General features: G+C 54.9%; 17 protein-coding genes. 11 read left to right on the top strand and 6 right to left on the bottom strand.

All coding sequences use genetic code 11. The annotated features are described in order from the left end of the window. The first annotated feature begins 6 nt into the window (after positions 1–6). Positions 7–1,071: a fimbrial protein gene (locus ACSVHP_RS11450; RefSeq protein ID WP_447551976.1), complete on the top strand. Its 1,065-nt coding sequence runs from the start codon at positions 7–9 to the stop codon at positions 1,069–1,071. A 25-nt stretch (positions 1,072–1,096) separates the two neighbouring features. Here ACSVHP_RS11450 and ACSVHP_RS11445 read toward each other — a convergent pair whose 3' ends face one another. Further along, positions 1,097–1,762: a response regulator transcription factor gene (locus ACSVHP_RS11445; RefSeq protein WP_417314344.1), complete on the bottom strand. Its 666-nt coding sequence runs from the start codon at positions 1,760–1,762 to the stop codon at positions 1,097–1,099. A gap of 457 nt (positions 1,763–2,219) precedes the next feature. On the opposite strand from ACSVHP_RS11445, the gene ACSVHP_RS11440 reads away from it, so the two are divergent. Both ACSVHP_RS11440 and ACSVHP_RS11435 read left to right on the top strand, forming a co-directional pair. Next, positions 2,220–2,831 (top strand): helix-turn-helix transcriptional regulator, encoded by a 612-nt coding sequence (locus ACSVHP_RS11440; protein WP_447551974.1) that lies wholly within the window; start codon positions 2,220–2,222, stop codon positions 2,829–2,831. A 68-nt stretch (positions 2,832–2,899) separates the two neighbouring features. Then, positions 2,900–3,580, top strand: coding sequence for an EAL domain-containing protein (locus ACSVHP_RS11435; RefSeq protein ID WP_447551972.1), 681 nt, complete (start codon positions 2,900–2,902; stop codon positions 3,578–3,580). Positions 3,581–3,614: 34 nt separating this feature from the next. Here ACSVHP_RS11435 and nlpA read toward each other — a convergent pair whose 3' ends face one another. The 3 genes from nlpA to ACSVHP_RS11420 form a co-directional block, all read right to left on the bottom strand. Beyond that, positions 3,615–4,433 (bottom strand): lipoprotein NlpA, encoded by an 819-nt coding sequence (gene nlpA / locus ACSVHP_RS11430; protein WP_447552039.1) that lies wholly within the window; start codon positions 4,431–4,433, stop codon positions 3,615–3,617. 123 nt (positions 4,434–4,556) lie between these two features. Beyond that, entirely contained in the window at positions 4,557–4,817 is a 261-nt protein-coding gene (locus tag ACSVHP_RS11425; protein WP_234674097.1) for an AbrB/MazE/SpoVT family DNA-binding domain-containing protein, read from the bottom strand. A gap of 111 nt (positions 4,818–4,928) precedes the next feature. After that, positions 4,929–6,449 carry an MDR family MFS transporter gene (locus ACSVHP_RS11420; protein ID WP_447551970.1) on the bottom strand — a complete coding sequence of 507 codons (1,521 nt, stop codon included), beginning with the start codon at positions 6,447–6,449 and terminating at the stop codon, positions 4,929–4,931. Between the two features lie 78 nt (positions 6,450–6,527). Between ACSVHP_RS11420 and ACSVHP_RS11415 the strand changes: the two genes are divergently transcribed. After that, complete coding sequence (locus ACSVHP_RS11415) at positions 6,528–7,175, top strand: TetR/AcrR family transcriptional regulator (protein ID WP_447551969.1); 648 nt, start codon at positions 6,528–6,530, stop codon at positions 7,173–7,175. On the opposite strand, the gene ACSVHP_RS11410 is transcribed toward ACSVHP_RS11415, so the two are convergent. Further along, positions 7,172–7,591, bottom strand: coding sequence for a GNAT family N-acetyltransferase (locus tag ACSVHP_RS11410; RefSeq protein ID WP_417314354.1), 420 nt, complete (start codon positions 7,589–7,591; stop codon positions 7,172–7,174). The two genes, ACSVHP_RS11415 and ACSVHP_RS11410, sit on opposite strands and share 4 nt — an antisense overlap. A 158-nt stretch (positions 7,592–7,749) precedes the next feature. On the opposite strand from ACSVHP_RS11410, the gene ACSVHP_RS11405 reads away from it, so the two are divergent. Beyond that, entirely contained in the window at positions 7,750–8,046 is a 297-nt protein-coding gene (locus tag ACSVHP_RS11405; protein WP_447551967.1) for a YicS family protein, read from the top strand. A 277-nt stretch (positions 8,047–8,323) separates the two neighbouring features. Further along, a complete protein-coding gene (locus ACSVHP_RS11400) occupies positions 8,324–9,160 on the top strand; it encodes an alpha/beta fold hydrolase (protein WP_234674092.1) in 837 nt (278 codons plus the stop codon). A gap of 46 nt (positions 9,161–9,206) precedes the next feature. Here the strand turns inward: ACSVHP_RS11400 and ACSVHP_RS11395 are convergent, their stop codons facing one another. Beyond that, complete coding sequence (locus ACSVHP_RS11395; RefSeq protein ID WP_447551966.1) at positions 9,207–10,157, bottom strand: LacI family DNA-binding transcriptional regulator; 951 nt, start codon at positions 10,155–10,157, stop codon at positions 9,207–9,209. Between the two features lie 293 nt (positions 10,158–10,450). Here ACSVHP_RS11395 and ACSVHP_RS11390 point away from each other — a divergent pair, with 293 nt between their 5' ends. From ACSVHP_RS11390 to ACSVHP_RS11370, 5 genes are all read left to right on the top strand, one after another. Further along, the gene (locus ACSVHP_RS11390; RefSeq protein ID WP_447551965.1) at positions 10,451–10,765 is read left to right on the top strand and encodes a PTS sugar transporter subunit IIB; all 315 of its coding nucleotides are present in this window, start codon (positions 10,451–10,453) and stop codon (positions 10,763–10,765) included. An 11-nt stretch (positions 10,766–10,776) separates the two neighbouring features. Next, positions 10,777–12,102 (top strand): PTS sugar transporter subunit IIC, encoded by a 1,326-nt coding sequence (locus tag ACSVHP_RS11385; RefSeq protein WP_234674089.1) that lies wholly within the window; start codon positions 10,777–10,779, stop codon positions 12,100–12,102. Positions 12,103–12,119: 17 nt separating this feature from the next. Next, positions 12,120–13,493, top strand: coding sequence for a glycoside hydrolase family 1 protein (locus ACSVHP_RS11380; RefSeq protein WP_447551963.1), 1,374 nt, complete (start codon positions 12,120–12,122; stop codon positions 13,491–13,493). Between the two features lie 11 nt (positions 13,494–13,504). Further along, positions 13,505–13,807, top strand: a complete 303-nt coding sequence (locus ACSVHP_RS11375; protein WP_417314373.1) for a PTS lactose/cellobiose transporter subunit IIA — start codon at positions 13,505–13,507, stop codon at positions 13,805–13,807. A gap of 138 nt (positions 13,808–13,945) precedes the next feature. After that, positions 13,946–15,325: a carbohydrate porin gene (locus ACSVHP_RS11370; RefSeq protein ID WP_447551961.1), complete on the top strand. Its 1,380-nt coding sequence runs from the start codon at positions 13,946–13,948 to the stop codon at positions 15,323–15,325. Position 15,326: the final 1 nt, after the last annotated feature.

The following is a 15,326-nucleotide window of genomic DNA, read 5'->3' as shown; positions in this document are numbered from 1 at the left end:
ATCAACATGATACGGTTACTCACCTTTCTGTTTCTCACCTGCGTCAGCGGCGCAAGCTATGCCACCTGCGCCGGGGGCAGCATATCCTATGGCCCGCCAATCAACGTCGACCTGTCGGATAAGCTCACGCCGGCCACGCCAACCTGGACCGGTAGCTTCACCACCCAGTACAGCGGATCGTTCAACTGCTCAACCGGTGACAGCGAGTTTTCCTACACGCCGATCCTCTCGACCGACAGTAGTTACGCCACCGTTCTGGGCTTCAGCAACGATAAATATAGGGTGCGGGCGGAGATCACCAGCACGCATCCCAACAAGAAGCTGGCCGCCAGCGGTAACCATACGGCCTCGGAGCTGAATACCCCTTTTACAGTGCGCTTTACGCTGGTAAACCAGAGCGGCACTACGCTTACGGGCGACACGGCGAATATGAGCGATGTGATGTTCGTCAGCGATATGAGCGGCATGTCGCTGTGGGAGATCATTACCTGGCCGATAAACCAGCTGGTGAAAATTGTGCAGTGGCTGTTTAACGGCTTTAAGTGGCCATACGATAACCGCGACATGTTTGGCCAGCCGATGACCGTCAAATATGCACCAAAGCTGACGACCTGCTCGTTCGACAACGCCGGGCTAACGGTGGCTCTGCCTACGCTCGGCATTCCCCAGCTTAGCGCCTCTGCGCAGCCGGGGCTGACCCCCTTCACGCTCAACATGAGCTGCCAGAACCTGAGCACCAGCGGCAACTCTGACCGGGCCATCGAGATGTTCCTCTCCAGCAATCAGCTGCTCTCCACCGACAGCTCGGTACTGGTCGATACCAGCAGCAGCGCGGCGCAGGGCGTTGGTCTGCGGCTGATTCAGCGCAACAATCCGCAGCAGCCGGTGGTCTTTTCGACCTCAACAGCCAGCCGCGGCAACGCCACGCTGCTGTTTAGCGTGGCCGCGGGTGGGGCATTGAATAAGACGTTTACCCTGCCAATGGCGGCATCGTATTATGTCTGGGCACCGGCGAAGGTAAGCCAGGGCAAGCTGAATACCTCGGCCACGCTGAATATTATCTATCCATGAGGGGCCTGGTGCGGAACTCAGTCGCTTAATTCCCAATCTTCCCCGCCATCTGTAGGTATTTGATCAGTTCACTGTGGTTGGCGAGGTTGAGCTTCTTCATCGCATTGTGCTTTTGAGTCGCAATGGTACTGACCGAGCGGCTTCGCAGCCGGGCGATTTCGGTCACCGTGTAGCCTTCCACAATAAGATGCAGCACCTCCCATTCCCGCGCGGAAAGCACCGAACGCGAACGCGCGCCGGTGCGCATCATCCCTTTAAGAAAAGATGATATCCGCGGCTTAACGTCCTCCGTTCCCAGCAGCGCCAGTAATTGCCCTCTCAACTCTGCGGGGGTGTCCTGCAAAGAGAGCGTCACCTCATACTTCATTTCCAGAACTTTTTTTAATAACCCGTACTGTAATTCTGGAACAAAAAGAACGCGCTTAACGTTGTGCATATGACATAGCGCATTCAGTCTGTTACTGGTTTGCACTCCCCCCGATCTATGGTTAAAAAGATGACTGAAGTCGACAATCACAATATCAACCTGGTTATCGTCTATTGCATCAAAAAGCTGATCTATTGATTCTGCTATCGATACGCTCAGGGAATATTCAGGCAGTAATTTTTGCAGCGCATCGCCGATCGTCTCGTGCAGAATATTGATTCGATAAAACACAATAACCCTGACGGTTAACTCAGTACAAATCATATAGTTTCATTGTTAAGACGAATAAAGAGGAGTGATAGTAATTTAATACAACCGCGCTCACAACTTATTCCCTCCAGGATTTTAGCGGTAGTAATGATAAAAATCCGTAACTGATAAACGTCACTGTCTTAAATTAAGTTAAACAGGGCCGAAAAATGCATAAAACCCGCCCAAAGCGGCCTGCGAAGCCCTTCTGAACCATAGCAAATATTAAAATCCGCGACTTTCCAGAATAAAACCCTGCCCCTGTCGTTATAATAAGATTAAAGACATTAGTTCTGCCGTTAAAATATCTTTTCAATTTTATTTTTTACCAATAAAAAACATCCTCTTTACTCGATATGTTTCCCTGGCATACATTTTACGCATCATCCCGCCACACAAATAATGGGTGAACACAACATTCAAAGACAGTTTTTCTTACAGGAACATGGTGCTCAGAGAAAGGAGAATGACCATGAAAGAAAAAATATATGTTGCCGTGGTTGATAGTTGTGAATTCACAATGATTGGCCTGCGATATCTTGGCGATCGCGAACCTGACGAGCATCGGGATATTGTTTTTCAGGGATTTAGCAACATTGAAAGTTTTCTTCTCAGCAAACGGACATGGGACGTCGTAATATACGATCCGCTGAACCCTGGCAATTTTATGATTACGCCGAATGAGGACATTCTGCGCATTAAAGAAATACAGCCCGATGCGCGGATTTATATTTACTCATTATCTGCCGGTTTTCTGAAGTTTAAGCATGTAGAGGGGGTCATCAACAAACGCGTTTCGCTGGGAGATATCAAAGCGATGTGGCAAATTCTGATGAGCCAGACGCCCAAATCGTTGAACAATTACAACGTAAGCATCACGACGCAACAGCGCCCTGCAAGACTTTCCAATGAGGAAGCCAGCGTGCTGAGGGGTTACTCATCGAATCTGAAAACCAAGCAAATTGCCCGCCAGCTGGGCTGTAACGTCAGGCTGGTTTACTTCTATAAAAACAGCGCCATGTATAAGCTCAAGGCCGTTCGGGGCCCTTCGTTCTACGAGAGCATTCGCTGGATATTGAATTGACCGTTCGACCGTGTGTCGTTTGCTTTTGTTCCCGCGTCCGCGGGAACCTTTTTTTTGAAGGTCTCGTCATGTATACCGTGCTTCCCTCACCCATACTGCATACCATCACGGGGCTGCGGTTTCAGCCAGTCGTGGACTTTCATTCCGGCCAGGCCGTGGCGCATGAGGTTCTCGTGGAGATCCGCAACGTCAATCTTGATGTGCTCTTCGCCTCGCTGCCCACCCGCTGTGCGCTGCAAATATTTTTCTGGCAGGCCAATACGCTTTTAAAGATGCAGGACCAGGGCCAGTGCTGGCTTAACTTCCCGGCAGATAAGCTGCTCGATCCCAGAGCGATGGAACTGCTGCTTGCGCTACGCCATCAGCGGCGATTAACGATTGAGATTCAGGATCCGCTCACCCTGACCCGTATGAGTAAGCTTGAGCAAGACAGCGTCCATAAAAATCTGCACCGGCTTAAAGCCGCGGGCTGGAAAATCTGGCTGGACGATCTGACCTGTGAGCTGGCAGACGACTATGCGCGGCTTGCCCTGCCGTTTGACGGCATCAAAATCGACCGCTCGGAGCTAAGCCTCCCCGGCCGATTCGACGCGCTCGTTCACTTCGTCAGAGAGAAGATTGCCGGAGCTATCGTTGTTGAAGGGATTGAAACCGCGCAGGATCTACAGCGAGCCTGCGCGTCGGGAGCCCAATTTGGCCAGGGGTTCCTCTGGCCGGAAAGCCGGATAGACGCCGTCGTGACGGCGTAAAATCCGGCGGCATCGGGTTCGCATTTTTACGGTATTACCAGCCCGGTACCGCGCCGCCGTTAAAGATCGTTTCCGCCGCTTTCGCCACTTCCGGCGACTGGTACGACTGAATAAATTCCTTCACGTTTTCCGCGTCTTTATTATCTTCACGCGTCACCACGATGTTGACGTACGGCGAGTCTTTATCCTCGATAAATACGCCATCGTGCACCGGCGACAGCCCGGTCTGTTGGAGATAGGTGGTGCTGATGATCGCCACGTCGACTTTCGGGTCGTCCAGCACGCGCGGCAGCTGCGCCCCTTCAAGCTCCATGATGTTCAGCTTTTTCGGGTTCGCGGTGATATCCAGCGAGGTTGGCAGCAGTCCCACGTTCGGCTTCAGTTCGATCAGCTTCTGCTTTTGCAGGAGCAGCAGCGCGCGACCGAGGTTGGTCGGGTCGTTTGGTATGGCAATGGTGGCGCCGTCTTTTAGCTCGGACACGGATTTAATCTTGCGGGAGTAGCCGGCCATCGGGAAGACAAAGGTGTTGGCGACCGCCACCAGCCTGTAGCCGTGGGCCTTGTTATCTTCCGCGAGGAACGGACGATGCTGGAAGACGTTCGCATCCAGCTCACCGTGACTTGTGGCGTCGTTCGGCAGCAGAGAGCCGCTAAAGCCCACCAGCTCTACGTCGAGACCGTATTTCTCTTTTGCCACTTTTTTAGCGACTTCGGCGACATCCTGCTCCGCGCCGTTGATGACCCCGACTTTAATGTGTTTGGCATCGCTGCCGTTCTGGTCACAGCCCGCCAGCAGCAGGCCCGCGAGAACCAGAGCACCCAATCGACATTTCACAAGACAGTTCCTTTTGATAAATGATGTAGTGACTATATCGACAACGAGACGCTGAAATAAAAACCGAAAAAGAATCAATAAGAAGGATAAGTTATATGCGGTCTGTTGCCGGGTGGCGCTGCGCTTACCCGGCCTACATCACTAAAGCCCTTCCAGAGGATTTCTCGTGGTATAGCTCTGATTTCGCTCCTCCTTACTCAGAAATGAATCCGGAACATGTGTAGTTTTCAGTAAGCGCAAAAAGTTATCCCGGTGGCGTTCTTTCTCCGATCTTGCCGTCAAAACCACATTCCCCGCTTCATCCCGCCTGATGTAGACGCTCTCAGCATCAAACGCGAACTCATCAGGCAGTATCACTGCCTGTTTTTTTCCCTTTTTAAACAGTTTTGCCGTGCGTTCCATTGCTACCTCTGTCGTTTTATTGACCAGGCCGCATCATGCGTCAGCGGCGCGCTGCAAGACAAGCGCCGCCGCTGAAAATCGGAAAGCGACTCGCAATAAATAGGGGAACCGCTACTCTCTGGCCTCGCCCCTGCGCAGCGGCGCTTCGCGTAAAAACCACGACAGCACAAACGCCAGCACCATGATGGCGGCCGCAAGGATGAACACGGCGTGGATAGCCGAACCAAACGCGTCGAGATAATCGAGGCGCAGGGCGTCGGGCAGATGGTGGATCGCCGTTGGGTTCAGCTCGCGCGGCAGCTCAGCCCCCTCGGGTAACCGTGCGATCAGGCCCGATTGCAGAACGTGCGTGAAGACCGCGCCGAACAGCGCAACGCCAATCGCGCCGCCGATGGAGCGGAACAGCGTGACCCCGGAGGTCGCCACGCCGTATTGATCCGCCGATACGCTGTTTTGCACCGCCAGCACCAGCACCTGCATCACCAGCCCAAGCCCCATGCCCAGCACGCCGGTAAACAGGTATAGCTGCCAGGTCGGGGAGTGGATCGAAATACGCGTCAGCAGGAACATCCCCACCACGCCCAGCAGCGTTCCGAGGATCGGGAACAGGCGGTAGCGCCCGGTATGGCTGATGATGCGTCCGCTGATAATCGAGGTCAGCAGCAGGCCGCCCATCAGCGGGATCAGCTGCAACCCGGCCTGGGTCGGCGTGGCGTCTTTCACCACCTGCAAATAGAGCGGCAGGAAGGTCACCGAGCCAAACAGCGACATGCCGATAATAAAACCGATCAGGCTACAGAGCAGGAAGCTGCGGTCGCGGAACAGCGACAGCGGGATTATCGGCTCCCAGGCTAAACGCTCCTCGTAGATAAACCCGGCGATCCCCGTCAGACCAAAGGCCAGAATGCACCACAGCTGCGGGTCGCTCCACGGGCGGATCGTCCCGCCTTCGGTGGTGAACAAAATGATGCACAGCAGCGCCATGCTGAGGTAAATCGCCCCCAGATAGTCGATTTCATGCTCGCTGCGCCGGGCGCTGCCGCGGAATACCGCACCGATAACCAGCAGCGCAAACAGGCCGAGCGGCAGGTTAATGTAAAAAATCCAGCGCCAGGAGGCGTGCTGCACGATAAAGCCGCCAATCAGCGGGCCGATCACCGTCGCCAGCCCAAACACGCCGCCAAACAGTCCCTGATAGCGACCGCGATCCGCTGGCGGGATAACGTCTGCCACCGCCGCCATGCTGATCACCATCAGCCCGCCGCCGCCCAGCCCCTGAAGGGCGCGCATCAGCACCAGCTGCGTCATGTTTTGCGCCAGCCCGCAGAGCACGGAGCCTGCCAGGAACAGCACGATCGCGATTTGCAGCACGATTTTGCGGCCAAACAGATCGCCGAATTTACCGTACAGCGGCACCACGATGGTGGAGCTAAGAATATAGGCCGTCACCACCCAGGAGAGCTTATCCAGCCCGCCCAGCTCGCCGACGATGGTCGGCAACGCGGTGGAGACAATGGTCTGGTCGAGCGCCGAGAGCAGCATTACCAGCAGCAACGCGCTAAACAGCAGTTTGATCGACGGCGCTTTTTTCTCCGCCGTCGCTTGAGGTTGAGTCATCAGGTCGGACTCCATAAGACATCACTTGAAATTAATTAATCACATAATTAATATTTGTGTAAGTGATGAATAAGATCAAGAGAAACCGCCGCCATGTCAGCACAAAAAGATAATTCTGAACCGCGCCGTCCCGGCCGCCCGCGCGGTGGAAAACGCGTCACCGCCAGCCGTGAACAGCTGCTGGATCTCGCTCTCGACCTCTTCTCCCGTCAGGGGATTGCCCGCACGTCCCTCAACGCCATTGCCAAAGAGGCGGGCGTGACGCCCGCGATGCTGCACTACTATTTCAACTCCCGGGAACAGCTGCTGGACGCGATGATTGAGGAGCGCTTCCTGCCGCTTCGCAACAGGATCGGTGCGATTTTCGCGGAGAACCCGGATTCGCCGGTGACGGCGCTGACGCAAATGGTGGAAGTGCTCGCAGACCTGGCGCAGCAGCACCACTGGTTTGCGCCGCTGTGGATGCAGGAGGTGATCGGTGAAATGCCGGTGCTGCGCACCCATCTGCACGCGCGCTTTGGCGAAGATAAGTATCAGGCAACGCTGGCGACGGTTAAACGATGGCAGCAGGAAGGGAAGCTCAATCCTGAGCTTGCCCCCGAGCTGCTGTTCACCACTCTGCTGAGCCTGGTGCTGGTGCCCTTCTCGCGCATGCGCAACGACGAACGGCTCCATACCCTCTCGCGGGAGAGCGTGGTCCGCCACGTCTTAGCGGTGATCGGCCACGGGATTGGGGCTTAAAGCGCGCGGGCCAGATAGTGTCTCTGCATGCCCTGCAACGGATAGTCTTGCAGGGAAAACTGTAGCTGATAGCCCTGCTTTTCATAGAACGGACGCGCCTGGAAGCTGGCGGTGTCGACCAGCGCGTGCTTACAGCCCTGGCGTCTGGCTTCCTCCTCGGCGGCCCTGATGAGCTGGCTGCCCACGCCCGAACCCCGCACGGTGTCGCTGACCCACAGAAAATCGATATTCAGCCATTCCCCTTTGCGGGTGCCAATTAACCCGCCCAGCATCACGCCCTCTTCGTTGCGCACGTAAACGCCGATATCACAGCTAAACGTCGCCAAATCCAGGAACTGCGCGTTGAACGATCTCAGCCCCACTAAAAGCTCTTCTTTTTCTTCCGGTGTGACCTTATGGGTAATATTAAGCTGCATATTTTTCTCCTTATTTTTCAGCAATCCTACTATCGCACAGCCTCGTCAGGAGATGCACATAAGCAATATGAATAAATTCATACTTTCGGCTGGCGTCGCCACACTGAATGTAACGATATATTTCAGGGGAAAGACGTGTCTTTTAAACGGGGGTTTCAATGAAATTTGCACACCTTTTTTGCCTGGTCGTCTGTCTGCTGGTTGCCGCGTTCGTTCATGCTCAGGATGAGGAGAGCCCGGCAAAGGACGCACAAATTAAACAGCAGGTTATGAAAGATCTGAAAAAAGTCTGTACGCCGCAAAAAAAGCAGAGCGATAAGCAATGGCAGACTATGATTTTGTCGTCGGAAGCTAATCAGCTGCTGATCAAAAATGCGATCACAGCGATGAAGCGCGACAACCTGGATGGCTACTGGGATGCGGTGAGTCAGGTAGATTGTATGGAAGATTACTGAGTTTCACGTCAATTGCCTCCCCGTGTATAGCGACCTTAGCCACCTTAATCCTGGGCGTTAACTGTGCCCACTATCCCTATTTTTTCGCCAGATAACCGTGATTAACAATGAGGTTTTCCTTATACGTTCCATTGATGAGGTCAATTGTACGAGCGGCCCGGCGAGGCGTAGGGTTCTCCTTAGCCGGACGGAAAAGCATCAGCCCTTCAGGTGCTTTTCTCCACTGACTGGAACGTAATCCGGCTATTTCAGGACGATAAATACAGGAGTAATTGTTATGGCATTTGTAACCACAACCGACGGTGTTCATATTTTCTATAAGGACTGGGGCGATAAATCGGCTCAACCTATCGTGTTTCATCATGGATGGCCTTTAAGCGCGGATGACTGGGATAACCAGATGTTGTTCTTCCTGGCTCAGGGCTATCGCGTGATCGCCACTGACCGACGCGGTCACGGGCGCTCGGACCAGGTGAGTGAAGGGCACGATATGGATCACTACGCGGCGGACGTGAACGCAGTGGTTGAACACCTGGATCTGAAAAATGCTATCCACGTTGGGCACTCAACCGGTGGCGGACAGGTCGCGCGCTACGTTGCCCGCTACGGCCAGCCTCAGGGGCGCGTGGCGAAAGCGGTACTGATCAGCTCTGTTCCCCCGCTGATGGTCAAAACCGACAGCAACCCGGGCGGCACTCCCATCTCCGTATTCGACGGATTCCGCAAGGCGCTGGCCGCTAACCGCGCGCAGTTTTACCTGGACGTCGCCTCCGGCCCGTTCTACGGCTTTAACCGCGAGGGCGCTGAAGTTTCTCAGGGCACCATTCAGAACTGGTGGCGTCAGGGGATGATCGGCGGCGCGCTGGCCCAGTACGAAGGGATTAAAGCGTTTTCAGAAACGGACCAGACTGACGATCTCAAAGCGATAACCGTACCGGTTCTGGTAATGCAGGGGGATGACGATCAGGTTGTTCCGTATAAAAATGCGGCCATCCTGCAAGATAAACTGCTCAGCAACAGCACGCTGCGCATTTATCCGGGCTATCCGCACGGGATGCATACCACCCATGCAGACGCGATCAACGCGGATATCCTGACGTTTATCCGTAGCTAATCGCTCGTCAATACAGGCAGGGTAACGCGCAGTTACCCTGCTTTTTTTATCGCTTACGCATATCCGGGATAATTAAATCCCCGCGCAGAACGTACGACCCCAGCATCTGCGTTTTCTCATTCAGCCAGGTCACAATTCTTGCGGCCATAGCGTCCATCGAATACTCAATCGCCGGGATGACCGGAATGCCCGGCAGTTGCAGCGATCCGGCCAGGCTAAAGACCATAATGTCGTCCGGCACCGATTTATTAAACGCCTGAAGCTGCGGGATCACCCGCTGGGCTTCCTGTTCGTCGGCCACCAGCAGGGCGTTGAAGTTCAGGGTGCTCGCATTGTTGAGCAGCTCCTGCAAGGCAACCGACGAGGAGGTGGCGTCCATAAACACCAGGCTGCGGTTAAACGGCAGGAAATTCTTCTCCAGCGCGTGCTTATAGCCCAGCAGCACCTGGTCAGCGAAACCGCTGCCGTGCGGGTGGATCAGCGCAATCTGGCGTCGCCCCTGGCTGGTGAGGTAGTTACAGGCGGTTTCGGCGGCAAAGGCGTGATCGAACTGGATGCTGTTGGCGTTATCCGACTCCATGCAGTCGACCAGAATGACGTTTTCCATATCGATATCGAGCGGGAAACGCGCGCCGATCACCAGGATGTCGTCGCATAAACCGCAGGAGAGTTCATCGAGGGCGTTCATCACTTCCGCTTTGGTATTGGCGAACCGCAGCAGCAGATGCTTTTGATGCTGGCTGAGCTGTTTTTCCAGCGCGTACAGGTAACCGGTGGTCTGGTTAATATTGTCCTGCGCGCAAATTACCCCGATACAGCCGGTAGACTGGCTCAACAGCGACTGCGCAATCACGTTTGGGCGATAGTTCAGCTCATCCACCGCTTTTAAAACGGCCTGACGGCTGGCTTCCTTTACGCCACGCGATCCGCTCAACACCCGTGATACCGTGGCTTTGGACACCCCGGCCAGACGCGATACATCGTTGATTGTAGACATCTCTCTCCCCTGGCAGGCAGTCCTCGCGCCTGCAAATTCCATTACCGCTTCGGCTCACATTATAGCCAGAACGGAGTATATCCGTTTCCGTTTTTCATGGAAACCGATTTTCCGTTTCCACTCCAAATGGCGTCCGGATCGCCAAATTTTGTGAAGCAGATCGTGCTACAAAGCCCCATAAGGACAGCTTCTTGATGGTGGTCACATTTCTGTCTTTTATAAATGGAAACCGGTTTCCGTATGATGTCCAATCATCCTCGCAATAACTTTTTACACTTTGAGGATGGATGTCGATGTTCAAGATTATGCTGTGCTGCTCTGCCGGGATGTCCACCAGCCTGCTGGTCAGCAAAATGGTCGATGTAGCAAACGAGCGCGGTTTATCGGTGAAGATTGATGCGTACGGCGTTTCCGAATTTGATACGCAGTTTCCGCAATACCAGGTCGTGCTTCTCGGACCGCAAGTGAAATACATGTTAAAGACACTCTCAGACAAGGCGGCGACGCAAGGCATTCCGGTGCAACCCATTGATATGATGGATTACGGTATGCAACGTGGCGATAAAGTACTGGACTTTGCACTGTCGCTCATCGAGGCGGCACACTAAAAGGTGTTCACATGAGTTCGTTATATCAATCAATGGTCGCGGTGATTGAGCAGTCAATTACCCCGCTGGCCGCAAAACTGGGTCAGCAAAAATATGTGATTGCTATCCGCGACGGCTTTACCGCCGCGCTGCCGTTTATGATCATCGGCTCGTTTATGCTGGTGTTTATCTTCCCGCCGTTCTCGGCGGATACCACCAACAGCTTCGCCCGGGGCTGGCTCGATTTCTCCGAGACCTACCGCGAACAGCTGATGCTGCCGTTCAACCTCAGCATGGGCGTGATGACCTTCTTCATTTCGGTGGGAATTGGGGCGAGCCTGGGGCGTCAGTTTAACCTCGACCCGGTGATGTCCGGCCTGCTGGCCTTTATGGCCTTCCTGCTGGTGGCCGCGCCCTATGCGGACGGCAAGATTTCCACGCAATATCTCTCCGGCCAGGGCATTTTCACCGCGCTGATCACCGCGATTTACTCGACCCGCGTTTACGCGTGGCTGAAGCAGAACAACGTGACCATTCGCCTGCCCAAAGAGGTGCCCACCGGCGTGGCGCGTTCGTTTGAGATCCTGATCCCGGTGATGGTGGTGATCGGCACCCTGCACCCGCTCAACCTGTTTATCGAAGCGCAGACCGGGATGATCATCCCGCAGGCGATCATGCATCTGCTGGAGCCGCTGGTCTCCGCCTCTGACTCCCTGCCCGCCATTCTGCTCTCCGTGCTGCTGTGCCAGATCTTCTGGTTCGCGGGTATCCACGGCTCGCTGATTGTGACCGGCATTATGAACCCGTTCTGGATGGCAAACCTGTCGGCAAACCAGGCCGCGCTGGCGGCGGGCGCCGCGCTGCCGCACGTCTACCTGCAAGGCTTCTGGGATCACTACCTGCTGATTGGCGGCGTAGGCTCCACGCTGCCGCTGGCGTTCCTGCTGCTGCGTAGCCGCGTCACCCATCTGCGCACCATCGGCAAAATGGGCGTGGTGCCGAGCTTCTTTAACATCAACGAACCGATTCTGTTCGGCGCGCCGATTATCATGAACCCGATGCTGTTTATCCCGTTCGTGTGCGTTCCGCTGATCAACGCCTGCCTGGCCTATGCCGCCACCCGCCTCGGGTGGCTTGCGCAGGTGGTCTCGTTAACGCCGTGGACCACCCCCGCGCCAATCGGTGCCTCGTGGGCGGCAAACTGGGCATTTAGCCCAGTTGTGATGTGCGTCATTTGTATGGTGATGTCAGCTGTGATGTATTTACCTTTCCTGCGCGCTTATGAGCGAACGTTGATGAAAAACGAAGAGCAAAAAGCCCAGGCTTCTGTAGGTTCTGCTGAAACAGCGAGCAATTAAGTCAAAGAGGAAGCGTTATGAAATATTCATTTCCCGAGCATTTCTGGTGGGGCAGCGCAAGCTCCGCTCTCCAGACCGAAGGATCACGAGAGGGAGAAACCACATGGGATTACTGGTTCTCCCGCGAGCCGAACCGTTTTCACAATGGCGTGGGGCCGCAGCACACCTCCACGTTTTACGAGCACTGGAAAACGGACGTTCAGCTGTTAAAGCAGCTGAACCACAACAGCTTTCGTACCTCGATTAGCTGGGCGCGCCTGATCCCCGGCGGTATCGGTGAAGTGAACCCGGAAGCGGTCGACTTTTATAATCAGGTCATCGACGAGCTGATTGAGCAGGGTATCACGCCGTTTATGACCCTGTTCCACTTCGACATGCCGATGGCGATGCAGGAGATTGGCGGCTGGGAAAACCGTGACGTGGTGGAGGCTTACGCCCGCTATGCGCAGATTTGCTTCGAGCTGTTTGGCGACCGCGTACTGCACTGGTTTACCTTCAACGAGCCGATTGTCCCGGTGGAGGGCGGTTATCTGTACGACTTCCACTATCCAAACGTGGTGGATTTCCGTCGTGCCGCGACCGTGGCGTTCCACACCGTGCTGGCGCACGCGAAGGCGGTTCGTGCCTATCGCGCCGGGCATTACGCGGGTGAAATCGGCATCGTGCTGAACCTCACCCCGTCCTACCCGCGCTCGCAAAATCCGTCTGACGTGAAGGCGGCGCATATTGCGGATCTGATGTTCAACCGCAGCTTCCTCGACCCGGTGCTGCGCGGGGAATATCCGGCGGATCTGGTCGCGCTGCTGAAATCGCACGGCCAGCTTCCGGCCTGCAACCCGGACGACAGCGCGCTGATCGCCGAAGGGAAAATCGACCTGCTCGGCATTAACTATTATCAGCCGCGTCGCGTGAAGGCGCGCGACAGCGCGGTAAACCCGCAGGCGCCGTTTATGCCAGAGTGGTTCTTTGATAATTACGAAATGCCGGGCCGCAAGATGAACCCGTACCGGGGCTGGGAAATTTACGAGCCGGGTATTTACGATATTCTGATCAACCTGCGCGATAATTACGGCAACCCACGCTGCTTTATTTCTGAAAACGGCATGGGTGTTGAAAATGAACAGCGCTTTATTGAAAACGGCCAAATAAACGATCAATACCGTATTGATTTTATTTCCGGCCATCTCCAGTGGCTGCATAAAGGCATTAGCGAAGGCTGTAATTGTCTTGGCTACCATATGTGGACATTTATTGATAACTGGTCATGGTGTAATGCGTATAAAAATCGCTATGGATTTATCCAGCTCGATTTAGATACGCAGCAGCGGACCATTAAAAAGAGCGGAGAGTGGTTTGCTGCCACTTCTCTAAACAATAGTTTCGATAAATAGAGAACCTGATGATGATTGCCTTAGAAGACGCAGTAATGGAAATCATCGTCAATGCTGGTCAGTCGCGCAGCCTGTGCTTTGAAGCACTGCATGCTGCGCGGCAGGGCAACCTTGACGAGGCCAAGAGCCTGCTGCGCGAAGCCGACGGTTACGCGCGCCAGGCCCACAAAATGCAAACCAAACTCATCGAGCAGGATGCCGGCGAAGCCCGCCAGCCGATGACCTTAATTATGGTTCACGCGCAGGATCATTTAATGAACTCCCTGCTGGCGCGTGAATTATCCGAAGAGATTATTCATTTATATCAGAGATAATCTATGGCGAAATAACGTTACTGTAATACCTCTGTACCTTAATTATAAATCCTCTTGTTCTGATGATAGCGACATATTCTGTCAGATCGGAGCGGGATGGTTATTGTCTGAATAAAATTAAACTATATTGAGATAACCATGACGACTATTAAAAAACTTCCATTAACCATGGCGGTTATCGCCGCGCTTTGCCCAATTTCCGTGCTCGCCCAGGAATTCACGCAGGAGCAAATCGACGCCATTGTGGCCAAAGCGGTGGATAAAGCCCTGGCCGAGCGCCAGGCCAAAATGGATGCTGCGGTCGCGAAAAAAGCGGACGTGGTGACCGAGCCGCAAAGCGCGGCGCAGTCCCCGGATATGGCGATTCCGTTCGGGATTAAATTTACCGGTTACGCCCGCTACGGCGCGCACTTCCAGGCCGCCGATCAGAAATACGTGGCGGTAGACGGCTCCTACAACGGCGCGTCCGCCATCGGTCGTCTGGGTAACGAAGGCAACGGCGGCGAGTTCCAGCTCTCTAAAGCCTTCAAGGGCGAGAACGGCGCTATCTGGGACATCAACGTGATGATCGACCACTGGGGCGACGAGGTTAACCTGAAAAAAGCCTACGCGGGCGTGACCAACATTATGGCCTCCAACCCGAACGCCTACTTCTGGGCGGGCCGTGATTTCCACCAGCGTCCGCAGCAGGGCATCAACGATTACTTCTGGATGAACCACGACGGCCAGGGCGCCGGGGTGAAGAACTTCGACATCGGCGGCGTGCAGTTTGACGTGGCGGCCGTGGCGGCAGTGGAATCCTGTAGCCCGGAAGTGATGGAAGACGAAGCCAACCCGTCGCGCATCACCTGTACCGGCGGCTCCGGCACGGGGGATAAAGGCAACTACGCGGCGACGTCGAAAATCCACGGCATGAAGCTCGGCCCGCTCGACCTGGAGCTGTACGCCAACTACGGCTTTGACTCCAAAGCGGTGGAGAGCGACGAGCGTCTGAACGCCTGGCAGGGCGGCGTGGTGCTGAGCCACACCAACGACAGCGGCGTGAACAAGGTGATCGCGCGTTACTCCGATAACTCGGACAACAGCGTGTTCAACAAAACCGAGGATTTAACCACGGTCTACGCCAGCTTCGAAGGTCTGTACAAATTCACCCAGGCCACGCAGGTGGAGTACATCCTCGCCTTCCACGACTACGACAACAGCCGCGACAACACCGACAACCGCAAGAACTACAACGCCATCGTGCGCCCGATGCACTGGTGGAACGACGTTCACTCCACCTGGCTGGAAGCGGGCTGGCAGCACGTTGACTACGACAACGGCGGCGATAACAAAGGCTGGAAGCTGACCCTGTCGCAGAACATGTCTATCGCCATGGGCCCGGAGTTCCGCCCGATGCTGCGCTTCTACGTGACCGGCGGCAAAGTGGATAACGAACGCACCGCGCGCGTGAACAACACCAAAGACGAAACGCTCGACGACTTCAACGTCGGCGCCATGTGGGAGGCGTGGTTCTAAG

It is taken from the genome of Enterobacter sp. 186315 (assembly GCF_053290175.1).
This window is presented reverse-complemented; position numbering and strand designations above follow the sequence as displayed.